Origin of the sequence: Halomonas sp. (genome assembly GCF_014859505.1) — a bacterium.
GTDB lineage: Bacteria > Pseudomonadota > Gammaproteobacteria > Pseudomonadales > Halomonadaceae > Halomonas.
Window position 1 is genome coordinate 1 of record NZ_JACUUD010000039.1, and the last position, 22,582, is coordinate 22,582.

Below are 22,582 nucleotides of genomic sequence, written 5' to 3' on the forward strand. Positions count from 1 at the left end.
GCCCGAGCCCGAGCCCGAGCCCGAGCCCGAGCCCGAGCCGAGTTCGGAGGAGGAGCCCCTCGACGGCGCCTCCTAGACGAATAGGGGAGAGGGGGCGGGCTATCATTCAACGCAGTGCCTCGTAGACTATTTCCTGCCGACAACAACGACGCTCCCGGTATCCCGCCGGGTGCCGCAGCAAGGACACGCCATGACCGCCACACGCTCTCTCACCAGGCTGGCCGCCGCCCTGGCCGGCGCCGCCGTGCTCTCCGCCTCGCTCTCCGCCCAGGCCCGCGAGCTCTCCGTCTCCACCGTGCTCTCAGACGCCTTCCCCTGGGGCCAGGCGGCCGAGAAATGGGCCGAGCTCGTCGAGGAGCGCACCGAAGGCCGCCTCACCCTGCGCGTCTACCCCAACTCCCAACTGGTGGCCGGGGACCAGACCCGCGAGTTCTCCGCCATGCGCTCCGGGCTGATCGATGCGGCGGTGGGCTCCACCATCAACTGGTCGCCCCAGGTGTCGGAGCTCAACCTCTTCTCGCTGCCCTTCTTCCTGCCCGACGAGGCGGCGGTGGACGCGGTGACCGGCGGCGCCGCCGGCGAGATGGTCTTCGAGGCCATCGAGTCCCGCGACGTGATTCCGCTGGCCTGGGGTGAGAACGGCTTCCGCCAGCTCTCCAACTCCCGCGGCGCGATCGCCGAGCCCGGCGACCTGGACGGACTGAAGATCCGCGTGGTGGGCTCGCCGCTGTTCCAGGACACCTTCAACGCCCTGGGCGCCGACCCCACCCAGATGAGCTGGACCGACGCCCAGCCGGCGCTGACCACCGGTGCGGTGGACGGCCAGGAGAACCCGCTTTCGGTGTTCGACGTGGCGCGCATCGACCAGGTGGGCCAGCAGCACCTGACGCTGTGGAACTACATGAACGACCCGCTGATCTTCGCCGTGAACCGCCAGGTGTGGGATTCCCTGGATGAGGGCGACCGCGAGATCCTGCGCGAGGCGGCCGTGGAAGCCGGCCAGTGGGAGATCGCGATGACCCGCGAGGAGGAGGGCGAGCGCCTGGCCGCCATCCAGGAGCGCGGCGTCAATGTCACCGAGCTGACCGACGAGCAGTACCAGGCCTTCGTCGACGCCACCGCCGAGGTCCACGACAAGTGGGTGCCGCGCATCGGCGAGGCGCTGGTCGAAGCGGCCCGCGAGGCCGTCGAGGCGCGCTGATCCGGCCATCCCCGGCACCATGCGATCGGCCCCTGTGGGGCCGGTCTTCTTTCCCGAGGTCGTCATGAAACCCACCCCCGATGCCCGCCCGGAGCGCTGGCTCGCCTCCCTGGCGCTGGTGATCATCGCACTGATCAGCCTTGGCAACGTGGTCACCCGCTATATCACCGGCGGTTCGCTGGCCTTCACCGAGGAGTTCTCGGTGTTCCTGCTGGTGGTGCTCACCTTCGCCGGGGCTGCGGTGGCCCTGCGCCGCAACGGCCATATCCGCGTGGGTCTGCTGGAGCGGGCGCTGCCCGCCGCACCTCGTCGGGTGCTGATCCTCTTCCAGTGGGGCTGCGGCATGGCGGTGCTGGGCCTGATCACCTGGTTCGGCGGCAAGCTTGCCTGGCAGGAGTACCAGTGGGAGTCGCTCTCGCCGGGGCTGGGGCTGCCCCAGTGGTGGTACATCGTCTGGCTGCCGCTGCTCTCGGCGGCGATGATGGTCCGCCAGACCCAGCAGACCTGGGACCGCCTTCGCGGGAGGCTCAATGATGAGCCCTGACCTGTGGATGCTGCTGGCCTTCGCGGGTCTGTTGATCGCCGGGGTGCCGGTGGCCTTCTCCCTGGGGCTGGCCGGCGCCGTGGGCATCCTGGCCGGGCTGCCGCCGGCGATGCTGGCCACGCTGGGCACCAATACCTACAACAGCATCGCCAAGTACCCGCTGATCGCCATCCCGCTGTTCATCCTCACCGGACTGATCTTCGAGCGCTCGGGGGTGGCGCTGCGCCTGGTGCGCTTCGCCCAGGCGCTGATCGGTCCGCGCCACGGGGGGCTTGCCCTGGTGGCGGTGCTGGTGTGCATGATCATGGGCGGCATGAGCGGCTCGGGGCCGGCGGACGCCGCGGCGGTGGCCATGGTGATGCTGCCGAGCATGACAAAGGCGGGCTACCCGAAGCCCTTCTCGGCGACGCTGATCGCCGCCTCGGCCTCCACGGCGATCCTGATTCCGCCCTCGGTGGCGCTGATCCTCTACTCCATCGTGGTGCCGGGGGTGGACCTGCGCGCGCTCTTCGCCGCGGGGCTCTTCCCCGGCATCCTGGCCGGCCTGGCGCTGCTGGTGCCGGCGCTGCTGGTATCCAAGCGTTACGGATGGGAGGGCGGGACGCCGGTGGAGGGCGCCGAGCGCCTGAAGGTGCGGGAGACCTTCAAGCAGGCGCTGCCGGCGCTCTTCGCCCCGGTGCTGATCCTCGGCGGGCTGCGCTCCGGGCTCTTCACCCCCACCGAGGCGGCGGTGGTGGCGGTGGCCTACGGGGTGGTGATCGGGCTCTTCGTGACCCGCGAGATCGGCGTGCGCGACCTGTGGCGGCTGTTCGGCGAGGCGGCGGTGATCGCTGGCGTGGTGATGCTGATCATCGCGCTCGCCGGCATCTTCGCCTGGGCCGGCACCATGCTCGGCACCTTCCGCGACCTGGCCCAGTGGATCATCGCGCTGACCGACAACGGGGTGCTGCTGCTGATCCTGATCATGCTGGCGGTGCTGGCCGCCGGCATGTTGCTCGATGCCATCTCCATCTACCTGATCCTGATGCCGATCCTGATCCCGGTGATGCAGCACTTCGAGTGGAACCCGGTGTGGTTCGGGATCCTGCTGGCCATGAACATCGCCATCGGCCAGTTCACCCCGCCGGTGGCGGTGAACCTGATGGTGACCACCGAGGTGGCGAAGATCCGCCTGGAGCAGACCCTGGGCTGGGCGCTGCTCTTCGTGGTGGCCATGGCCGGTGCCCTGGCGCTGGTTGCCGTCTTCCCCGAGATCGCCCTGTGGCTGCCGAGGACCCTGGGCTACAACGTCGGCTAGGGCCCTGGTCGATCGCGACGTGAATCAGCGCTTTTCAGATTCCGACTGCTGCAGGCTCGCCAGGGTGCGCCGGAAGAGCTCGGCGCTCCTGGCGTCGAAGAGCACGAAGCGCACCCGCTCGATATGCGGGCAGTCGGGCAGGGTGGCGAGCACCGTGGTGAGCGCCACCCGCGCCGCCTCCGCCGGCGGGTAGCCGAAGGCCCCGGCGGAGATCGCCGGAAAGGCGACGGAGGCGATACCGTGCGCCTCCGCCAGGGTCAGGGCGTTGCGGTAGCAGGCGGTGAGCAGCTGGTCGGCGGGCTCGTCGACCCCGTAGACCGGGCCCAGGCAGTGGATCACGTGTCGGTTGGGCAGGCCGAAGGCCTCGGTGATCACCGCCTCCCCGGGGCGGATCGGGGCCAGCGGTCGGCAGGCGCGGTCAAGCGCCGGGCCGGCGGCGCGGTGCAGGGCGCCGGCCACGCCGCCGCCGGGATGCAGCTGGGCGTTGGCGGCGTTGACCACGGCATCGATGTCGGGCTGGTGGGCGATGTCGCCCTGCAGGCACTCGAGAGTGGCGTTCATGGGGCTCCTCCTGGCTGGGGCTGGCACCTTCCAGTCTGGCCGCTCCCCGGGGCCCCGGGCAACCGAGGTGCGACGCCTGGCCGATCGCCTTCGCGCTGATCCTGGGCGGGGCGCCACGCCTGCAGCGCCTCGCGGCGAAGCTGATTCGCCGCTCGGGGTGAGGCCATGAAGGACAAGAAGCAGGCGCTGATCATGAGGGCCTCCTGACGGCCTCCTGGGAACTGCCGGTCAAGGGCAGAGCCGCGCCATGGCACGGCTCTCCTGTGTTTAGAGCGCTAACTTCCAACGCAGCATAAACGCCGGCAGCGACTAGACTGCAGTTTGATGACATCCAGTTTTCCGTTGAGGGAGGTGGATTACCCGAAAGCGGCATTATCCGCTAAAGTAGAAGTTACTGGCAGATTTTCCGACCCGAGTGTCCTGGCTGCCAAGTACGATTGACTACAAAATCGAGGTATATTCATGAAACGTCATGCTTTCTCCGCTGCAGCCTTCTCCGGCGCCCTGCTCGGAGCCGCGATGTTCTCGGCCCCCGCCGTAGCCCAGGAGCGCTTTATCACCATCGGTACCGGCGGCCAGACCGGCGTCTACTATGTCGTCGGCCAGTCGGTCTGCCGGATGGTCAACCGCGGGAGCGACGATCACAACATACGCTGCAATGCCCCCACCACCGGCGGCTCCGTCGCCAACGTCAACGGCATGAAGAGCGGCGAGCTGGACATGGGCGTGGTGCAGTCAGACGTCCAGTACCGTGCCTATCACGGCGAGGACAGCTTTGCCGACGACGGTGCCTGGGAGGAGATGCGCGCCGTCTTCACCATGCACGGTGAGCCGCTGACCGTGGTGGCGCGTGCTGACTCCGGTATCGAGCACATCAGCGACTTTCCGGGCAAGCGCGTCAACATCGGCAACCCGGGCTCCGGCCAGCGCAACACCATGAACGTGGTGATGGACGCCATGGGTTGGGATACCGACATCTTCTCGCTGGCCTCCCAACTGGATGCCGCCGAGCAGGCCGCGGCCCTCTCCGACAACAATATCGATGCCATGGTCTATGTGGTGGGCCACCCCAACGGCTCCATCCAGGAGGCCACCACCACCATCGATGCCCGCCTGGTGCCGGTGACCGGTCCGGAGATCGAGAAGATCATCGAGGACAACCCCTTCTACACCCATTCGGTGATCCCGGGAGGCATGTACCGCGGCAACGACGAGGACGTCGAGACCTTCGGTGTGGCAGCGACCTTCGTGTCTTCCACGGCAGTTGACGAGGACATCATCTACGAGACCGTCAAGGCGGTGTTCGAGAATTTCGATCGCTTCACGCGTCTGCATCCTGCCTTCGAGAACCTCAACGAAGAGGACATGATCTCCGACGGCCTGACCGCTCCGCTGCACGACGGTGCGGCTCGTTACTACCGTGAGCGCGGCTGGATCGAGTGATTCCGGCAGCGTCAGCCAATCACCCTTGGTGATCGATGCGCGGACTCCCTTCGGGGCGTCCGCGCATCTCGTTGGTAAGTCGGCTTCCTGCCTTGGCCGCGGGAAGGATATCAACCATAAGTCATTGACACTGGGTAGGGCCAACGTATGACGGATGAGAAGAACAACACCCGCGCCTCGGAGGTCGACCTGGAAGACATGGTCGCCTCCAGCGACTCGGGGGCACGCAAGCCGGCGGGGGCGCCCGGCAAGCTGCTGTTGGGGATCGCGGCCACCTGGTCGCTCTTCCAGCTCTGGATCGCCTCGCCGCTCCCCTACATGTTTCGCTTCGGCGTCTTCAATGCCACCGAGGCGCGCTCGATTCACCTCGCCTTCGCGCTCTTCCTGGCCTTCATGGCCTATCCGGCGTTCAAGCGTTCGCCACGTGATCGCATACCGATCCAGGACTGGGTGCTGGCGGCCGTCGCGGCCTTCTGCGGCGCCTACATGTTCCTCTTCTACGAGCAGCTCTCGACGCGGCCGGGGGCACCGCTCACCCAGGACGTGATCGTCGGCATCGTCGGTATCCTGATGCTGCTGGAGGCAACACGTCGAGCCCTGGGGCCGCCGCTGATGATCGTGGCCACGGTCTTCATCCTCTACTCGCTGTTTGGCCCTTATATGCCGGGGATACTGGCCCACCGCGGCGTGAGCTTCAACGGCCTGGTCAATCACCAGTGGCTGACTACCCAGGGGGTGTTCGGCATTGCGCTGGGGGTCTCGACCAGCTTCGTGTTCCTGTTCGTGCTGTTCGGCGCCCTGCTCGACAAGGCCGGGGCCGGCAACTATTTCATCAAGGTGGCCTTCTCCCTGCTGGGCCACTACAAGGGTGGCCCGGCCAAGGCGGCCGTGGTGGCCTCGGGCATGACCGGTCTGATCTCGGGCTCCTCGATTGCCAACGTGGTGACCACCGGCACCTTCACCATCCCGATGATGAAACGCGTCGGCTTCTCCTCCGAGAAGGCCGGCGCGGTGGAGGTCGCTTCCTCGGTGAACGGCCAGATCATGCCGCCGGTGATGGGCGCCGCGGCCTTCCTGATGGTGGAGTACGTCGGCATCAGCTATGTGGAGGTGATCAAGCACGCCTTCCTGCCGGCGCTGATCTCCTATATCGCGCTGGTCTACATCGTCCACCTCGAGGCGCTCAAGGCCAACATGCGGGGCCTGCCCACCAGCAACCCGGCGCGCCCCTTCCTGAACAAGATCATCGGCTTCCTGACCGGCCTGCTGCTGTTGATGGCGCTGTCGTTTGCCGTCTATTACGGACTCGGTTGGCTCAAGCCGGTGCTGGGTGATGCTACCCCCTGGGTGGTGGCAGTGGTGCTGGCAGTGGTCTACATCGGATTGCTCAAGGTCGGCGCGAAGTACCCCGAGCTCGAGCTCGACGATCCGAATTCCAAGGTGCTCACATTGCCCCAGACCCGGCCCACCGTGATGGTCGGGCTGCACTATATCCTGCCGGTGATCGTGCTGGTCTGGTGTCTGATGGTCGAGCGCCTCTCGCCCGGCCTCTCGGCCTTCTGGGCGACAGTATTCATGATCTTCGTCATGGTGACCCAGCGTCCTGTCATCGCGTTCTTCCGCGGCCGCAGCAAGGTGGCCGAAGACGTCAAGGAGGGCTTCAAGGACCTCTGGGACGGCCTGGTGGCCGGTGCTCGCAACATGATCGGCATCGGCATCGCCACCGCGGCGGCGGGCATCATCGTCGGCGCGGTCTCCCAGACCGGCGTCGGCCTGGTGCTGGCCGACGTGGTAGAGATCCTCTCCATGGGCAATCTGATGCTGATCCTGGTGTTCACCGCACTGCTCAGCCTGATCCTCGGCATGGGCCTGCCCACCACGGCCAACTACATCGTGGTATCGGCCCTGCTGGCGCCGGTGATCGTGACGCTGGGTCAGCAGAGCGGTCTGATCGTGCCGCTGATCGCCGTGCACCTGTTCGTCTTCTACTTCGGCATCATGGCTGACGTGACGCCCCCGGTGGGCCTGGCCTCCTTCGCGGCGGCGGCGGTCTCCGGCGGCGACCCGCTGCGCACCGGTTTCCAGGCCTTCTACTACAGCCTGCGCACGGCGGCGCTACCCTTCCTGTTCATCTTCAACACCGATCTGCTGCTGATCGACGTGACCTTCCTGCAGGGCATCGTGATCTTTATTATCTCGACGATCGCGATGCTGATCTTCGCGGCAGGGACCCAGGGCTTCATGATCGCCCGCAACCGCTGGTACGAGTCGATCCTGCTGCTGCTGGTGGCCTTCACCCTGTTCCGCCCCGGTTTCTGGATGGACCAGCTTCACGACCCCTACCAGCAGGTGCCACCGGCACAGTTCGCTCAGGCGCTGGGAGATGTCGATGAGGGTAGCAACCTGCGGGTGCAGATCGCCGGCGAGGACGCCTTCGGCGACCCCATGACCACCTATGTGCTGGTGCCGGTCCCCGGTGGTGACAGCGTCGAGGAGCGCATGGAGAACCTGGGGCTGGAGCTCTACATCGACGGCGACCAGGCCATGGTGGACTTCGTCGAGTTCGGCAGCCTGGCGGCGGATCTCGGCTTCGATTTCGACCAGGAGATCATCGAGGTATCGGCGCCGGTGGATCGCTGGGCCAAGGAATGGATGTGGATACCGGGGTTCCTGGTGTTCGGCCTGGTGGTGATGCTGCAGCGTCGCCGTCGTGAACCCGATGCCGGCCAGGCGGCTACCGCCTGAAGGAGACGATGACATGTACAACAAGATCATGCTGCCGGTGGACCTCAACGAGGAGAGCTCCTGGGAGAAGGCGCTGCCCACGGCCGTGACTCTCTGCCGGACCTTTGGAGCCTCGCTGCACGTGGTGACGGTGTTGCCCGACTACCGGATGCCGCTGGTGGGTTCCTACTTCCCCAAGGACTTCGCGAAGAAAGCCCATGAGGCCGTGACCGAGGCCCAGCACAAGTTCATCCAGGAGCACGTACCCGAGGACATCCAGACCCAGTCGGTGATCGTCGACGGCTCGCCCTGGGAGGCGATCATCAAGGCAGGCAAGAAGCTCGAGGTGGACCTGATCGTGATGGCGTCCCACAACAAGCGCAAGTTCGCCGACTACGTGCTCGGTCCCAATGCCGAGCACGTGGTGCACCACTCAAAGGTGTCGGTGATGATTGTGCGCTGAACCCACAACGCGGCCATCATGGCCGCCACAACCGCAGGAGCCCCGGCCAGTTGGCCGGGGCTCCTGCGTTCAGGGGGCAGCCGGGAATCAGCCGACGATGACGCTCCCAAAGAATATTTCGTTATTTTCTTATGAAGAAAACGCTGGATCGCCAGCGTGGAAAGTCATGGTGTTCGCGTCTGCAGAATTGACTCGAGTCAACTACATTAAACCTGTATTAATAGATGAAGTCGGCATTAAGGCGTCAGCCTGTGCCGGGAATTGGCCCGCCTGAGGCGGGAATTATAAAAAAGGCGTAATTAGGGGTGACAGCATGAACGTGGCAACAACGAAAGAGCATCACAAGGCTGCAGCGCCCGGGGTCAAGATCACCATCAACCCGGTGGGAATGGATCGACCGAGGGCTTGGCTGGCGTCTGGCATCGAAGACTTTCGCCAGGCCACGGCGGTGAGTCTCGCCTACGGCATGTTCTGGGTGGGCCTGAGCATTGCCATCACCGCGGGTGCCATCACCCTTGGGCTGTGGCACTGGCTGTTGCCCATGGTGGCCGGCTTCATGTTCCTGGGTCCGCTGGTGGCGGTGGGTTCCTACGGCGTCAGTCGCGCCCTGGAAGCCAATCGGGCGCCCCATCTGGGTGATGCCTTCGGCGCCTGGCGTCCCCATGCCGGCCAGCTCGCCATGATGGGTGTGATGATGATGATCTTCTTCCTCGCCTGGATCCGGCTGGCGACCCTGCTGTTTGCCCTGTTCTTCGGTTTCGAGGTCCCCAGCCCCGCCGGCCTCTACTCGGCCCTGCTGACCACCCCCGAGGGCCTCGGCATGATCGCGGTTGGCAGCGTGCTGGGCGGCATCCTGGCCTTCGGGGCCTTCACCATCAGCGTGGTGGCCATTCCCACCCTGATGCACCACGATCTCACCTTCATGGAGGGCATCGAGGCCAGCGTGCGTTCCGTCGCCCGCAACTTCCGCCCGATGCTGTTGTGGGCGGCCATCCTGACCGGCTCCGTGCTGGTGGGGGTGATGACCTTCTACATCGGTCTGGCGCTTATCCTGCCCGTGCTGGGCCATGCCAGCTGGCATGCCTATGAGGATCTGGTCCGCGTCGATGTGATCGACGAGGGCGAGCAACTACACGGTTGAGCTTGCTCGCCTCGCGCAGTCGGGGCCGGGTCGCTATGCTGGGGGGCGTTGACGCCCCCCTTTTTCATTGCTGGCCGGGGCCAGCGCCCGCAAGGTGATGCCATGCCAATACTGCGCCCGCTTGCCTGCCTGCTGCCCTTGCTGCTTCCCCTGATGCCGCTCCACGCTCAGCCCCTCACTCTTCCACTTTCCGGAGGAGGCCAGGTCATTGCCCATGAACTCGACGCCTGCCTGTCCGACGCTCAGTGGCAGCCGGAACCTGCCCTGGGCTGTGCGCAGGATGCCGAGACTCGCTGGGAGGAGGAGGTCGAGCGCCTCGGCGCTCGGCTCGACAAGGTGCTGGGGCGGGAAGCGCGCCTGGCCCTGGAGGCCTCTCGGGCGGCCTGGGAGCAGGGGCGAGCGGCTGACCTGGCGCTGGTAGAGGCCTACCATGGCCAGCTGGCAGAGGCGCAACTGGGTGACCCCGACCTGCTGCCGCTGTCACGCCAGCTTCACCGCAACGCCGTGTGGGAACAGCGCGCCCGCTACCTGCAGCGGCTGCTGGATGGCCTGGAGGAGCGTCTGCCGGAGCCGACCCGGGAGGCGCCATGACAACTCCCGGTGCCAACGGTGGCAGATTGGCTGACTGATCTTTGTCGAGGGATCGGGTAAGCTTGTGCCTTCGCGGGTCTCGCCAAAGGATTGCTCTCATGCGTCAAAGCGTCCTGCACCTTCTGCTCGCCCTTGTCTCCCTCGCATGGCTGCCGATGTCGGCCGTCGCCGAGGGGACGCTGCCGGCGCCGAGCGGCGAGGTGCTGCTGACCATCAGTGGCAACATCGACTTTCCCAATGTGGATGACCAGGCCAGGTTCGACCGCGAGATGCTGATGGCCATCGCCCCCACCGAGATTCACACTCGCACCCCCTGGCATTCGGACGCTGGTCGCTACGAGGGTCCGCTGTTCCGGGAGGTGCTGGCGGCGGCCGGAGTTCGCAGCGATCGCGTCCTGGTCCGGGCGCTGAACGACTACGAGGCGGAGATCCCCCTCGCCCAACTGCATGACTACGACGTCATCCTGGCCATGAGCCGCAACGGCGCTCCGGTGCAGATCCGCGAGTTCGGCCCGCTTTTCGTGCTCTATCCCTTCGACGATCATCCGCAACTGCACAACGAGTCCGTGCGTTTCCGCTCGGTGTGGCACGTCGTGCACATTCACGCCCCCTGAGGGCCCGCTATCGGGAGCGTTCCATGCTGCGCCTGCCCCTGCGAGTCAAGCTTGGCGCCATCAGTGCGCTGCTGCTGCTGGCGGCGGCGCTGGTGGTGGTGGGGCTGGTCTCCTGGCGCCAGGACAGCCTGGCCCAGAGCGTGGGCGGAGACACCTCCTGGCACGCCTACAAGCTCGATCGCGACGTGGTCCAGCTGCGCAACTACCTGGCGCAGCCGGAGGCCGACCGGGCAGGATTGACGTTGCGCTTCGAGCTCTTCCACAGCCGGTTGTACCTGATGCGCGGGGGGGGCGATATCACCGAGCTGCTGGCCTCGATTCCCGCGGCCAGCGCCCTGCTGGAGCAGATCGAGCAGCGCATCGACGAGCTCGACCGCCTCATCCTTGCCCTCGAGGTTCTTCGCGAGAGTGACCGCCATGCCCTGGACCGGCACCTCGATACCCTGGGAAACCGCACCGAGCGGCTGGTGATCGCCATCAATGGCCACCTGGCCGAGTCCGCCACCCGCGAGCGTGTCCAGTTGCAGCGGCTCTATGCCCTGCTGCTGGTGTTGATCCTGGCAATGAGCCTGTCGGCCATGCTGGTGGCGCTCATCCTGTTCCGCGAGGCGCGGGACAACGCCGCGGCACGTCGTGACCTGGAGACGCTGAGTCGAGAGCTGGAGGCGACCGCCCGGCAGGCGGAGTCGGCCAGCCAGGCCAAGTCGGAATTCCTCGCCACGGTCAGCCATGAGATCCGTACGCCGCTCAACGGCGTCATCGGCATGAGTGATGTGCTGCTGGAGCATCGGCTCGAGGGATCGGCGCGCCATTGCGCCGCCACCATTCACGACAGCGCCGTGCTGCTGCTGGAGCTGATCAACGATCTGCTGGACTTTTCCAAGATCGAGTCCGGGCGTCTCGAGCTTGAACAGCGGGCCCTGGCGCTGGATGAGCTTGTCGATGGGGTAGTGGCCCTGCTCGCGCCCCGCGCCGAGGCGCGGGGCGTGGTGCTGATGACCCATCTGGACCCGCAGCTGCCGGAGCGGGTGCTGGCCGATCCGGGGCGCCTGCGCCAGGTGCTGATCAACCTGGTCTCCAACGCGGTGAAGTTCACCGAGGAGGGGGAGATTCGCCTGGAGGTACGCCCCGAAGGAAACGGGCGGGTCCGCTTCGAGGTGGTGGATACCGGCTGCGGTATCGCCCCCGAACAGCTCTCGCGGATCTTCGAGCCGTTCCGCCAGGGGGATGCCTCCACCGCGCGGCGTTTCGGTGGCACCGGGTTGGGCCTGGCGATCTGCCGTCGTCTGGTGGAGGCCATGGGCGGGCGTGTCGAGGTGGCCAGCGAGCCCGGGGTGGGCAGCCGCTTCTGGTTTGTGCTGACTCTGGCGACCGCCGAGGGACCTGCCCCGGCCCTGCCAATGACAAGGGGCTCGCGCCGGAAGGATCTGCGCAGCGCCCATCTGCTGGTGGTGGAAGACAACCCGGTCAACCAGCAAGTGGCCAGGGCCATGCTCGAGCGCCTCGGTTGCTCGGTCGCCATCGCCGGCTCAGGTGCGGCCGCCCTGCAGCTGGCGGCGGCAGGCCGGTTCGATCTGATCTTCATGGATATCCAGATGCCGGACATGGACGGTCTGGAGGTGACCCGCCGGCTGCGCGCCCGTGACGGCTGGGCGGCAGAGGTGCCAATCGTGGCGATGACCGCCGGCGGCCCCGGGGGCGAACAGGCCCGCTGCCTGGCCGCCGGCATGAACGGCTACCTGACCAAGCCGCTGCGCCAGGAACTGCTGCTGGAGGCGCTGATTCGCTACCTGGGCGATGGGGAGCTGTCGACGCGCACTATCGGCGCCGGGACGGCCGCCGGCTGCGACAGCCTGGTCGATCCGCTGACACTGCAGGCGCTGCGCGATTCCCTGGGTGAGGAGGGGCTCGCCTCGCTGGTGGCGCTCTTCGTTGGCCAGGCCGAGTCTCGGCTGGCCAGCCTGGAGCGTGCCCTCGGCGAGGATGACCTCAAGGAGGCTCGCCATGCGGCGCATCAGCTCAAGGGGGAGTCGTCGAGCCTGGGGGCCGTCAAGGTAGCCGGCCTTGCCACGCGGCTCGAGCGCCTGGCCAGCGAGGGGGACGGAATGGCGGCCAGGGCCCTGCTGGAAGAGCTTGCTTCCTGCCTGGCGGCCACTCTGACCGCCCTGACCGCCTGGCGGGCTCCGTCGGCCCTCTGAGCCGATCGTTTGTGGCGTATCCTTCCGGCGGCCTACACTGGGCAAGCGTTGAAGTCGGAGACTGCCATGCCAGATGCCACGAGCCTCACCCCCGTTCCACTGCCTGCCGGGGCTGACCTGCTGCGCACCGCCGTCAGTCATCGATCCGACCCGGCCGAGGCGGTGGCTGAGCTTGCCTCCGACCTGTGCCATCCCTGGCTGGGGTTCGTGCTCTTCTTCTGCAGCGTCGAGTATCCCCTGGAGGCCCTGTCTCGCGCCCTCAACCAGGCCTTCGACGACATCCCGGTGGCGGGTTGCACGTCGGCTGGGGAGATCACCCCGGCGGGCTATGCCCGGGGCAGCATCGTGGCGATCGGTTTCGATCGCCGCCACTTCGAACTGGCTCCGGCGCTGGTGGAGTCGCTCGACACCTTCGACCTGCCCTGTGCCCAGCGACTGGTGGATGACCTGCTCGGCCGCTGCCGCGAACGCGCCCTGGCGCCCCTGGCGGACAACAGTTTCGTGGTGACCCTGCTCGACGGCCTCTCGAGCAGCGAGGAGAGCGTGATCGCGACCCTCGATGCCGCACTCGGCAGCATTCCCAGCTTCGGCGGCTCGGCCGGGGACGACAACCGCCTCGCCCGCACCCACGTCTTCTGCCAAGGTCGCTTCCACACCCAGGCGGCGGTGGTGCTGATGGTGAATACGCCGCTGCCCTTCGAGGTCTTCTCCACCCACCACCTGAGGCCCCGGCATGAAAAGCTGGTGGTCACCGCGGTCGATCGGGAGTCGCGACGGGTGCTGGAGCTCAATGCGGCGCCAGCCGTGGAGGCCTATGCGGCCCTGGTGGGGCAGTCGGTGGCGCAACTGGGACCGGAACTGTTCGCCCGGCATCCGCTGGCGGTGCGCATCGGCGATCACTACTACGTGCGCTCCATCCAGCGTGCCAACGAGGACGGCAGCCTGAGCTTCTACTGCGCCGTGGAGAACGGCATCGTGCTCACCGCCATGACGTCCGCTCCGATCCATGGGGAGTTGGTGCTGACGCTGAGGGGTCTCGAGGATCGCCTGGGCCGCCCCGAGCTGGTCATTGGCTGCGACTGCTTCCTCAGGCGCCTGGAACTGGAGGTGCTGGACGAGGATGCGGCGGTTTCGGATCTGCTGAGCCGCAGCCGGGTGATCGGCTTCAATACCTACGGGGAGCAGTACCATGGCATGCACATCAACCAGACCTTTACCGGGGTGGCCATTGGCACCGCTCGCGACGACGGCGCTGCCTGAGGCGCCGGAGGCCCGGGCGGCACTCCTGGCCGAGGAGAATGACCGCCTGCGACGCATCTGCCAAGCGCTGATCGAGAGGGTGGAGTCCAGCGGCGTGCCCGGTGGGGCGCCCTATGCGGCCTTCGAGCACTCGGTGCTGCTGGCCGAGCAGGTGCGCGAGCGTACCGAGACCCTGCAACGCACCCTGGGCGAACTGCACCGGGCCAAGGCCGAGGCCGAGGCAGCCAACCTCTCCAAGACCAGGTTCCTCGCCGCGGTAAGCCATGACCTGCTCCAGCCGCTGAACGCGGCGCGGCTGTTCGCCAGCGCCCTGGAGGAGCAGCCGCTGCCGGACGGCTCCCGGCGCCTGGTGGGCAACATCGGGCGCTCGCTCAAGGACGTCGAGGCGCTGATCGGCAGCCTGGTGGATATCTCGCGGCTCGATGCCGGGGTGCTCAGGCCCGATATTGCGCCCTTTCCCGCCGAGGAACTGCTCGGCGTGATGGCGGAGGAGTATCGGCAGATGGCCGCGGCCAGGGGGCTGGCTTTCCACCACGTGCCCACCCGGGCGGTGATCGAGACCGATCTGGCGCTGCTGGCGCGGGTGGTACGCAACTTCCTCGGCAACGCGATTCGCTATACCGTCCAGGGCCGCATCCTCCTGGGCTGTCGGCGTCGCCAGGACGGGCTGGAGATCCTGGTAGGCGATACCGGTCCCGGGATCGCCGCCGGGCAGCAGCGTGAGATCTTCGAGGAGTTCCGGCGCCTCGAGGCGGGGCACGGCGACGAGGACCGCGGCCTGGGGCTGGGGCTGGCCATCGTCGACCGCATCAGCGGCATGCTCGGCCATCCGCTGGGACTTGCCTCGGTGCCGGGGCGGGGCTCGATGTTCTCGGTGACGGTGCCCTACGCCACGGCGCCGAGGCCGTCCCCTGGCCGCCTTCCCCCTGCGCCGAGCAGCCCGTCACTGGTCGGCGGGGTCATCTGGGTCCTGGACAACGATGCGGCGATCCGCGAGGGCATGGAGGCCCTGCTGGGGGGCTGGGGGTGCCGGGTGGTGGCCGTGGAGTCGCCGGCCGTGCTCGAAGGATGTATCCCCGAACCCGGAACCGTGCTGCTGGTGGACTACCACCTGGGAGAAGGGCAGCCCGACGGTCTCGAGGTCGCTGCCAGGCTGTGCGAGGCCCATCCCGGGCTACCGGTGGTGGTGATCACCGCCAACCACGACGCGGGGTTGAAGTCGCGAATACGTCAGGCCGGCTACCACTGCCTGCTCAAGCCCGTCAAGCCGCTGCGCCTGCGCCTGCTGCTGACCGCGCTGCTGGGGCCTCAGCCGGAGCGGCGACCGGCCCGGTAGTGGGCCAGATCCAGCTCGCCGGCCAGCAGCACCGCCTGGACCCGGCTCGCCACGCCCAGTTTTCTCAGGATGGCCGAGACATGGGTCTTCACCGTGGTTTCGGCGACGTTCAGCTCCCGTGCGATTCCCTTGTTGGAGGCGCCCCGGCTGAGCAGCTCGAGCACCTCGAGCTGCTTGTCGGTGAGCCCCGTGAGGCGCCGGTCGGGCGCCGCGGCCCCGGTGATCGCCGGTGCCGGGTGGGCGGGCGGCGGACGGCGCATGACCTGGGGAGGCAGGTAGAGCTGCCCCTCGAGGAGCTGATGCAGGGCGGCCAACAGGTCGTCGCGGGGCGTCGACTTGGGGATATAGCCCACCGCGCCCATCTCGATGGCTGCGAGCACCGTGCGCCGGTCCTGCTCCGCCGAGAGGATGGCCACCGGCAGCGCCGGCAGCACCTCCCGCAGGCGCCGCAGCCCGTCGAGGCCCTCGGCGTCGGGCAGGTTCAGGTCCAGCAGCAGCAGGTCGAGCGCCTCCTCGTGGCGCTCGGCTTCCTGCATGGCTCGCGCCAGGCTGTCGGCCTCCAGCAGGCGGGTGCCCGGCAGACCCGCCGCGATCACCGCACCGATGGCATCGCGGAACAGCGGATGGTCGTCGGCGACCATCAGGGTCGTCATCGCTTTACTCCCGTCACTCTCGTCGGGGCCCTCCTCCCAAGGGATGAGGGCGTCTCATGCCACCGGAGTATGTCGCAGAAGCGCGGAGTGACCAAGACTGTGGAGTGTCCCGACATAACCACAACATTCTGGAGTCACGCCATGATCTATGCCAACCCCGGCCAGTCCGGTTCCGTCATCACCTTCGAGCAGCGCTACGGCAACTACATCGGCGGCGAGTTCGTCCCTCCGGTCAAGGGCGAGTACTTCGACAACGTCAGTCCGGTCAACGGCGAGGTGTTCTGCCAGATCCCGCGCTCCGGCGCCGAGGACATCGACAAGGCACTGGATGCAGCCCACGCCGCCGCCCCGGCCTGGGGCAAGACCTCCGCCGCCGAGCGCAGCAACATCCTGCTCAAGATCGCCGACCGCATCGAGCAGAACCTCGAGATGCTGGCCGTGGCCGAGACCTGGGACAACGGCAAGGCGGTGCGCGAGACGCTGAACGCCGACCTGCCGCTGGCCGTCGACCACTTCCGCTACTTCGCCGGCTGCATCCGCGCCCAGGAGGGCACCGCCGCCGACATCGACGCCAATACCGTCGCCTACCACTTCCATGAGCCGCTGGGCGTTGTGGGGCAGATCATTCCCTGGAACTTCCCGCTGCTGATGGCCGTTTGGAAGCTGGCCCCGGCGCTGGCCGCCGGCAACTGCGTGGTGCTCAAGCCCGCCGAACAGACCCCCGCCTCGATCCTCGAGCTGATGAAGCTGGTCGGCGACCTGCTGCCGCCGGGGGTGGTCAACATCGTCAACGGCTACGGCGTCGAGGCGGGCCAGGCACTCGCCACCAGTAAGCGCATCGCCAAGATCGCTTTCACCGGCTCCACCCCGGTGGGCTCGCATATCCTCAAGTGCGCCGCCGAGAACATCATCCCCTCCACGGTGGAACTGGGCGGCAAGTCCCCCAACATCTACTTCGCCGACATCATGAACGCCGAGCCCGAGTTCATCGACAAGGCGGCCGAGGGCCTGGTGCTGGCCTTCTTCAACCAGGGCGAGGTGTGCACCTGCCCCTCCCGGGCGCTGATCCAGGAGTCCATGTACGACGCCTTCATGGCCAAGGTCATGGAGAAGGTGGGCAAGATCACCCGCGGCAACCCGCTGGACACCGACGTCCAGGTAGGTGCCCAGGCCTCCCAGGAGCAGTTCGACAAGATCATGTCCTACATGGACATCGCCCGCGAAGAGGGCGCCGAGTTCCTCACCGGCGGTGAGAAAGAGAGCCTGGACCCGAGCATCGACAACGGCTTCTACATCCAGCCGACCCTGCTCAAGGGCAACAACAAGATGCGCGTCTTCCAGGAAGAGATCTTCGGCCCGGTGGTGGCGGTGACCACCTTCAAGGACGAGGCCGAGGCGCTGGCCATCGCCAACGACACCGAGTTCGGGCTGGGTGCCGGGGTGTGGAGCCGCGACATCAACGTCGCCTTCCGCATGGGCCGTGGCATCCAGGCCGGCCGGGTGTGGACCAACTGCTACCACCAGTACCCGGCCCACGCCGCCTTCGGCGGCTACAAGAAGTCCGGCGTCGGCCGCGAGACCCACAAGGTGGCGCTCGAGCACTACCAGCAGACCAAGAACCTGCTGGTGAGCTACGACATCAACCCGCTGGGGTTCTTCTGATCGACGGCGTCATCCGACGCCTCGGCAACTGCCGGCAGAGAAACGGGCGCGACGCGAGTCGCGCCTTTTTCATCCTCGTTGCTACACGTCTTGGTCGCTTTGCGGCATCATCGTCCGCCCGATCCCTACGGAGACAGCATGGAGATGATCGACCTCGAAGCCCCCGACCTTCACCAGGAACGACTGCAGCGCGTCGTGTCGCTGTTCAGGGCCAACGGCGCGCGGCGGGTGCTCGACCTGGGGTGCGGCTCAGGCGGGTTGCTGCAGTACCTGCTGCGAGACCCCCAGTTCGAGCGGGTGGTGGGCCTGGAACTCTCCGGCGAACTGCTGGCCCAGGCCAAGCTGCGCCTGGAGGATCTGCCGTCCGTACGTGCGGGGCGCCTCGAACTGGTGTGCGGCTCCTATACCGATCACTATCCGGCGCTGATCGGTTTCGAGGCCGCGGCCATGGTGGAGACCATCGAGCATGTTCCGCCCGAGTCACTCTCCCGGGTCGAGCGTGCGGTCTTCGCCGGATTAAGGCCCGAGACGCTGGTGATGACCACCCCCAACCATGAATACAATCCGCTCTATGACATGGGCCCGGGTGAGTTCCGCGACCCTGACCACAAGTTCGAGTGGGATCGGGCACGCTTCCGCGAGTGGGCCCAGGGGGTAGCACGCCGCAACGGCTACCGGGTGTGCTTCTCGGGGATCGGCGAGATGGACGCCCACCTCGGCCAGCCGACCCAGGTGGCGAGTTTCACCCTGGCCGAGGCCTGAACGTCGCGGTTTCTTCCCACCTGCCCACGCGCTAAGGTGGTTGCTTCAGCCTCAGCACCTGGTGGGCGGCTGTGGGATCATGTCGCCGGACGCCACCAACTGGGCCATGTTGCCTAGCCCATGGCCAGCCACCGCTCGGCCAGGCGCGCGGCATGGGCCTGGCTGGCGACCATGGCCAGCCGTCCCGCCTCGCGGCGGACGCCTGCCCGCTTGAGCTTGATGATCATCCGCGCCGGCAGGCCGAAGAAGATCAGCCCGACCCGCTGGGCATGCAACTCCTCCACCAGCGACTGCAGGGCAACGATGGCCGTGGCATCCAGGCTCGGCACGTCATGCATGTCCAGCATCATCACCTTCACCTCCGGATCCACCACCCGCAGTGACGCGATGGCCTTCTCGGCGGCGCCGAAGAACAGCGGACCGTTGATATCGTAGAAGGCCACCTCGCGGGGCAGCGTCGGGGGGGCTTCTCTCTCGCCGGCGCGCAGTTGGCGGGCCTCGGTGAGGCTGGCCATGCGGCGGATGAACAGCGCCGCGGCCAGGCCCATGCCTACGGCCACCGCCAGCACCATGTCGAAGATCACCGTGAGCGCGAAGCAGATTACCAGCACCGCTACATCGCTTGCCGGGGCGCTTTTGAGGGTGTGGGTGAAGTGGCGCGCCTCACTCATGTTCCAGGCGATGATGAAGAGCAGAGCGGCCAGTGCCGCCATGGGCACATAGCCCAGCACCCCGGCCAGCAGTACCACCGCCAGCAGCACCACCAGGGAGTGGACCACGCCGGCCACCGGCGAGACCGCGCCGCTTCGGATGTTGGTGGCGGTACGCGCCAGGGCCGCAGTGGCGGTGATGCCGCCGAAGAAGGGCACCACCACGTTGCCGAGTCCCTGGCCGATCAGCTCGGCGTTGGGGTCGTGGCGGGTGCGGGTCAGGCCATCGGCCACCACCGCGCAGAGCAGCGACTCGATGGCCGCCAGCATGGCGATGGCCAGTGCCGGTCCAAGCAGCTCGCGGATCAGCGCGAAGTCCACGACAAGCGGCGTGCCATCGGGCCCCGGCAATCGCCAGGGGACCACCAGGCCGGGGGCGAAGGGCGGGATGCCGCTGCCGCTCTGGCCCTGGAACTCCCAACTGAAGCGCGAGGCGATGGTGGCGACCTCCACCCCGGCGGCGCTCACCGCCAGGGCCGCCAGGGTGCCCACCACCAGCCCCACCAGCGGGGCCGGGACCGGGATCTTGAGCCGGGGCCACAGGATCAGGGTGGCCAGGGTCACCAGGCCGATGCCGAGCTCGGCCGGGGCCAGAGTGGGCAGGGCACGAACGATGGCGGCCAGGTTGTGCGGGGTGCTGTCGCCGAGCGCGACCCCGGCCAGCCCCAGGAAATCGGGAAGCTGCAGCAGGGCGATCACCACCGCGATACCGGCGGTGAAGCCGAGCACCACCGGATAGGGCACGAATTGGATCAGACTGCCCAGCCGGGCCAGCCCCAGTGCGACCAGGATCAGCCCCGCCATCAGGGTGGCGATCAGCAGACCGCCGACGCCGTGGCTCGAAACGATGGGGAAGAGAATCACCACGAAAGCCGCAGTGGGGCCGGAGATGTTGAAGCGGGAGCCGCCGGTCAGGGCGATGATCGCGCCGGCGACGATGGCGGTGTAGAGCCCGTGCTGGGGCGGCACCCCGGTGGCGATGGCCAGTGCCATGGAGAGCGGCACGGCCACGATGCCGATGGTCAGGCCGGCCATCAGGTCGCGGCGCAGCTCGGCTAGGCCGTAGCCCGCGCGCCAGGCGGCCAGCAGCGCGCTGCCGGGAACGGGGAGACGATAGCCGCTCCGGGGGGAAGAACGGGACATGGCGACTCCTTTGCGTGCTAAAGAGCGAGGGCTATTACGTTACGCCTCCCTGCTGCGCTGCCGCAAGCGCTCCTTCCGTCGCAGGTGCCACTCCGGTAACGTCGTGGGGGCGCCGTATGGCGCCCCCGCGATCATCGCACTTCCGGCCGCGGCCGCCTCAGCCCGGGGTGGCATCCTTGGGCGGCTCGCCTACAGCGCCCGGCATCGCCTGGACGCTGCCGTCCTCGCCGGCCCGCGCCAGGAAGTGCAGGTGGCGCTCGTACTCGGAGAGCACGTCGCCGATCACCTGCCCCCGGGTGTAGCCGTTGAGGTCCTGGCCGGTGCCGCCTTCGGCCAGGTAGACGTCGAGGCGCACGTAGTAGTCGTCATCCACCGGCAGGAAGCTCGGGGTGCGCATGCGATGCGGGCAGACCTGGTAGACGAAGCTCGCCGCGTCCTCCAGCACCACCTGCAGGGTCAGGCGCGGCAGCGGCTCTCCCTCGAGCTGCTCCTCGGTCACCGTGGCATCCTGCCCGCGGCTATCCAGCTCCTGAGCGAACTGGGTCAGCGCCGGCCGGATGGCGTGCTCGATGGTGGCCGCCGCTCCGGCGCGGGTGGAGGTGTCCAGCGCCCGGTCTAGGCGTTCGCGCCAGTCGCCCCCCGGCGCGGTGCCGGAGACCTGGCGGCGCGCGTCGGCCTTGCTGCCCTCGAGTTTCAATGCCTTGACCATGCCCCACATGATGGCAAAGATCACCAGCGAGAAGGGCAGGGCGGTGATCACCACCGCGCTCTGCAGAGCGGCCAGGCCCCCGGCCATCAGCAGAGCCACGGTGACCAGCCCGATCACCACCGACCAGAAGATGCGCAGGGCCACCGGGGCGTCGTGGTTCACGTCGCTGAGGATCGAGGTGAAGTTGGCCAGCACCAGGGCGCCGGAGTCCGCCGAGGTGATGAAGAAGACGATACCCAGCACGGTGACTACTGCGGCGGTCACGCCGATCCAAGGGTAGTGCTCAAGCAGGGTGTAGAGGGTGGTCTGGGGCGTGCTCAGGGCCTGCTCGCCGAGCTCCGTCACGCCCTGGTTGGCCACCAGTTCGATGCCGCTGTTACCCATCACCGACATCCACACCATCATGAAGGCCAGGGGAATGAACAGCGCCCCGGCGACGAACTCACGGATGGTGCGCCCACGGGAGATGCGCGCCAGGAACAGCCCCACAAAGGGGGTCCAGGCGATCCACCAGCCCCAGAAGAAGATGGTCCACCACATCTTCCACTCGTTGGCCTCGTCGCCGGCGAAGGCGTAGGTATCGAAGCTCTTGGCGACGAAGCCGGAGAGGTAGTCGCCGGCGTTGTTCACCACCATGTCGAGCAGCTGCAGGGTGTGGCCCTGGAAGAGCACGAACAGCAGCAAGGCCAGTGCCAGCAGCATGTTGAACTCCGACAGGCGACGGATGCCCTTCTCCACGCCGCTGACCACCGAGATGGTGGCCAGCACCACCACCAGGCCGATCAGGATCACCTGCACCGAGAGGCTCTCGGGCACGTCGAACATATAGGCCAGCCCGTAGTTGAGTTGCATGACACCGATGCCCAGGCTGGTGGCGATGCCGAACACCGTGGAGATCACCGCGGTGATGTCCACGGCGCTGCCGATGGGGCCGTGGATGCGCTTGCCCAGCAGCGGATAGAGCGCGCTGCGGATCGCCAGCGGCAGGCGGTGGCGGTAGCTGAAGTAGGCCAGCGCCATGCCCATCAGCACGTAGAGGCCCCAGCCGGAGAGGCCCCAGTGCAGATAGGTCTGCACCACGGCGTTGCGCATGGCCTCCTGGCTTTCCGGCGTCAGGTCGGGCGGTGCCAGGTAGTGGGCCACCGGCTCGGCGACGCTGAAGAAGAGCAGGTCGATGCCGATGCCGGCGGCGAACAGCATCGCCGACCAGGAGAGCAGCGAGAACTCCGGGCGGGAGTGGTCGGGGCCCAGGCGGATGCTGCCGAAGCGCGAGCAGCCGATCAGCACCACGAAGACCAGGTAGGCCGTCACGGCCAGCATGTAGTACCAGCCGAAGGTCTCGCTGACCCAGGCCAGGCCGGCATCGAAGAAGGCGCCGGCCTGCTCGGTGAAGGTCATGGTGAGGACGAGGAAGACGAGGATCCCGGCCACGCTGCCGTGGAAGACCACGGGATTTAGCCGGTCTCGCCGCTCGGGAGGTGAAGTGTCGTTCGCCATGCGGGCAACTCCTGTCGGTCAACCTCGCCTGCCGCCGCGCGGGACGCGCTGTGGCTCGCGGGACGCGCTGTGG

The 22,582-nt window shown here is 67.4% G+C and carries 18 protein-coding genes; 14 read left to right on the forward strand and 4 right to left on the reverse strand.

Annotated elements, in window-relative coordinates:
* Nucleotides 1-190 precede the first annotated feature (190 nt).
* From IBX53_RS07525 to IBX53_RS07535, 3 genes are all read left to right on the forward strand, one after another.
* A complete protein-coding gene (locus IBX53_RS07525) occupies nucleotides 191-1,201 on the forward strand; it encodes a DctP family TRAP transporter solute-binding subunit (RefSeq protein WP_290907394.1) in 1,011 nt (336 codons plus the stop codon).
* Between the two features lie 64 nt (nucleotides 1,202-1,265).
* The gene (locus IBX53_RS07530; RefSeq protein WP_290907396.1) at nucleotides 1,266-1,745 is read left to right on the forward strand and encodes a TRAP transporter small permease; all 480 of its coding nucleotides are present in this window, start codon (nucleotides 1,266-1,268) and stop codon (nucleotides 1,743-1,745) included.
* Nucleotides 1,735-3,042, forward strand: a complete 1,308-nt coding sequence (locus IBX53_RS07535) for a TRAP transporter large permease (RefSeq protein WP_290907444.1) — start codon at nucleotides 1,735-1,737, stop codon at nucleotides 3,040-3,042. The genes IBX53_RS07530 and IBX53_RS07535 overlap by 11 nt, the downstream gene beginning before the upstream one ends.
* Nucleotides 3,043-3,066: 24 nt before the next feature.
* On the opposite strand, the gene IBX53_RS07540 is transcribed toward IBX53_RS07535, so the two are convergent.
* Nucleotides 3,067-3,603 carry a macro domain-containing protein gene (locus tag IBX53_RS07540; RefSeq protein WP_290907399.1) on the reverse strand — a complete coding sequence of 179 codons (537 nt, stop codon included), beginning with the start codon at nucleotides 3,601-3,603 and terminating at the stop codon, nucleotides 3,067-3,069.
* Nucleotides 3,604-4,065: 462 nt separating this feature from the next.
* Here IBX53_RS07540 and IBX53_RS07545 point away from each other — a divergent pair, with 462 nt between their 5' ends.
* From IBX53_RS07545 to IBX53_RS07585, 9 genes are all read left to right on the forward strand, one after another.
* Nucleotides 4,066-5,046: a TAXI family TRAP transporter solute-binding subunit gene (locus IBX53_RS07545; RefSeq protein WP_290907404.1), complete on the forward strand. Its 981-nt coding sequence runs from the start codon at nucleotides 4,066-4,068 to the stop codon at nucleotides 5,044-5,046.
* Nucleotides 5,047-5,193: 147 nt separating this feature from the next.
* Nucleotides 5,194-7,791: a TRAP transporter permease gene (locus IBX53_RS07550; protein ID WP_290907407.1), complete on the forward strand. Its 2,598-nt coding sequence runs from the start codon at nucleotides 5,194-5,196 to the stop codon at nucleotides 7,789-7,791.
* A 13-nt stretch (nucleotides 7,792-7,804) separates the two neighbouring features.
* Nucleotides 7,805-8,233, forward strand: coding sequence for a universal stress protein (locus IBX53_RS07555; RefSeq protein WP_290907410.1), 429 nt, complete (start codon nucleotides 7,805-7,807; stop codon nucleotides 8,231-8,233).
* A 313-nt stretch (nucleotides 8,234-8,546) separates the two neighbouring features.
* Nucleotides 8,547-9,374 carry a DUF2189 domain-containing protein gene (locus tag IBX53_RS07560; protein ID WP_290907413.1) on the forward strand — a complete coding sequence of 276 codons (828 nt, stop codon included), beginning with the start codon at nucleotides 8,547-8,549 and terminating at the stop codon, nucleotides 9,372-9,374.
* Nucleotides 9,375-9,476: 102 nt separating this feature from the next.
* Nucleotides 9,477-9,965 carry a hypothetical protein gene (locus IBX53_RS07565; RefSeq protein WP_290907416.1) on the forward strand — a complete coding sequence of 163 codons (489 nt, stop codon included), beginning with the start codon at nucleotides 9,477-9,479 and terminating at the stop codon, nucleotides 9,963-9,965.
* A 98-nt stretch (nucleotides 9,966-10,063) separates the two neighbouring features.
* Complete coding sequence (locus IBX53_RS07570) at nucleotides 10,064-10,579, forward strand: molybdopterin-dependent oxidoreductase (protein WP_290907419.1); 516 nt, start codon at nucleotides 10,064-10,066, stop codon at nucleotides 10,577-10,579.
* Between the two features lie 23 nt (nucleotides 10,580-10,602).
* Nucleotides 10,603-12,777 (forward strand): ATP-binding protein, encoded by a 2,175-nt coding sequence (locus IBX53_RS07575; protein ID WP_290907422.1) that lies wholly within the window; start codon nucleotides 10,603-10,605, stop codon nucleotides 12,775-12,777.
* Between the two features lie 66 nt (nucleotides 12,778-12,843).
* Entirely contained in the window at nucleotides 12,844-14,037 is a 1,194-nt protein-coding gene (gene nosP, locus IBX53_RS07580) for a nitric oxide-sensing protein NosP (RefSeq protein ID WP_290907424.1), read from the forward strand.
* Entirely contained in the window at nucleotides 14,006-15,373 is a 1,368-nt protein-coding gene (locus tag IBX53_RS07585; protein ID WP_290907427.1) for a hybrid sensor histidine kinase/response regulator, read from the forward strand. The genes nosP and IBX53_RS07585 overlap by 32 nt, the downstream gene beginning before the upstream one ends.
* On the opposite strand, the gene IBX53_RS07590 is transcribed toward IBX53_RS07585, so the two are convergent.
* Nucleotides 15,346-16,026 carry a response regulator transcription factor gene (locus tag IBX53_RS07590; protein WP_290907430.1) on the reverse strand — a complete coding sequence of 227 codons (681 nt, stop codon included), beginning with the start codon at nucleotides 16,024-16,026 and terminating at the stop codon, nucleotides 15,346-15,348. The two genes, IBX53_RS07585 and IBX53_RS07590, sit on opposite strands and share 28 nt — an antisense overlap.
* Nucleotides 16,027-16,167: 141 nt before the next feature.
* Between IBX53_RS07590 and IBX53_RS07595 the strand changes: the two genes are divergently transcribed.
* Both IBX53_RS07595 and IBX53_RS07600 read left to right on the forward strand, forming a co-directional pair.
* The gene (locus tag IBX53_RS07595; RefSeq protein ID WP_290907432.1) at nucleotides 16,168-17,688 is read left to right on the forward strand and encodes an aldehyde dehydrogenase family protein; all 1,521 of its coding nucleotides are present in this window, start codon (nucleotides 16,168-16,170) and stop codon (nucleotides 17,686-17,688) included.
* A gap of 138 nt (nucleotides 17,689-17,826) precedes the next feature.
* Nucleotides 17,827-18,450, forward strand: coding sequence for a methyltransferase domain-containing protein (locus IBX53_RS07600; RefSeq protein WP_290907435.1), 624 nt, complete (start codon nucleotides 17,827-17,829; stop codon nucleotides 18,448-18,450).
* Between the two features lie 113 nt (nucleotides 18,451-18,563).
* Here the strand turns inward: IBX53_RS07600 and dauA are convergent, their stop codons facing one another.
* Together dauA and betT are read right to left on the reverse strand one after the other, a co-directional pair.
* On the reverse strand, nucleotides 18,564-20,303 hold the full coding sequence (dauA, locus tag IBX53_RS07605; RefSeq protein ID WP_290907438.1) for a C4-dicarboxylic acid transporter DauA: 1,740 nt from the start codon (nucleotides 20,301-20,303) through the stop codon (nucleotides 18,564-18,566).
* Between the two features lie 157 nt (nucleotides 20,304-20,460).
* A complete protein-coding gene (gene betT / locus IBX53_RS07610) occupies nucleotides 20,461-22,509 on the reverse strand; it encodes a choline BCCT transporter BetT (RefSeq protein WP_290907441.1) in 2,049 nt (682 codons plus the stop codon).
* Nucleotides 22,510-22,582: the final 73 nt, after the last annotated feature.

Bases quoted from the DNA above. Each gene is read 5' to 3' on its own strand.
- IBX53_RS07525 (WP_290907394.1), top strand. From the start codon at position 191: ATGACCGCCACACGCTCTCTCACCAGGCTGGCCGCCGCCCTGGCCGGC.
- IBX53_RS07530 (WP_290907396.1), top strand. From the start codon at position 1,266: ATGAAACCCACCCCCGATGCCCGCCCGGAGCGCTGGCTCGCCTCCCTG.
- IBX53_RS07535 (WP_290907444.1), top strand. From the start codon at position 1,735: ATGAGCCCTGACCTGTGGATGCTGCTGGCCTTCGCGGGTCTGTTGATC.
- IBX53_RS07540 (WP_290907399.1), bottom strand. From the start codon at position 3,603: ATGAACGCCACTCTCGAGTGCCTGCAGGGCGACATCGCCCACCAGCCC.
- IBX53_RS07545 (WP_290907404.1), top strand. From the start codon at position 4,066: ATGAAACGTCATGCTTTCTCCGCTGCAGCCTTCTCCGGCGCCCTGCTC.
- IBX53_RS07550 (WP_290907407.1), top strand. From the start codon at position 5,194: ATGACGGATGAGAAGAACAACACCCGCGCCTCGGAGGTCGACCTGGAA.
- IBX53_RS07555 (WP_290907410.1), top strand. From the start codon at position 7,805: ATGTACAACAAGATCATGCTGCCGGTGGACCTCAACGAGGAGAGCTCC.
- IBX53_RS07560 (WP_290907413.1), top strand. From the start codon at position 8,547: ATGAACGTGGCAACAACGAAAGAGCATCACAAGGCTGCAGCGCCCGGG.
- IBX53_RS07565 (WP_290907416.1), top strand. From the start codon at position 9,477: ATGCCAATACTGCGCCCGCTTGCCTGCCTGCTGCCCTTGCTGCTTCCC.
- IBX53_RS07570 (WP_290907419.1), top strand. From the start codon at position 10,064: ATGCGTCAAAGCGTCCTGCACCTTCTGCTCGCCCTTGTCTCCCTCGCA.
- IBX53_RS07575 (WP_290907422.1), top strand. From the start codon at position 10,603: ATGCTGCGCCTGCCCCTGCGAGTCAAGCTTGGCGCCATCAGTGCGCTG.
- nosP (WP_290907424.1), top strand. From the start codon at position 12,844: ATGCCAGATGCCACGAGCCTCACCCCCGTTCCACTGCCTGCCGGGGCT.
- IBX53_RS07590 (WP_290907430.1), bottom strand. From the start codon at position 16,026: ATGACGACCCTGATGGTCGCCGACGACCATCCGCTGTTCCGCGATGCC.
- IBX53_RS07595 (WP_290907432.1), top strand. From the start codon at position 16,168: ATGATCTATGCCAACCCCGGCCAGTCCGGTTCCGTCATCACCTTCGAG.
- IBX53_RS07600 (WP_290907435.1), top strand. From the start codon at position 17,827: ATGGAGATGATCGACCTCGAAGCCCCCGACCTTCACCAGGAACGACTG.
- dauA (WP_290907438.1), bottom strand. From the start codon at position 20,303: ATGTCCCGTTCTTCCCCCCGGAGCGGCTATCGTCTCCCCGTTCCCGGC.
- betT (WP_290907441.1), bottom strand. From the start codon at position 22,509: ATGGCGAACGACACTTCACCTCCCGAGCGGCGAGACCGGCTAAATCCC.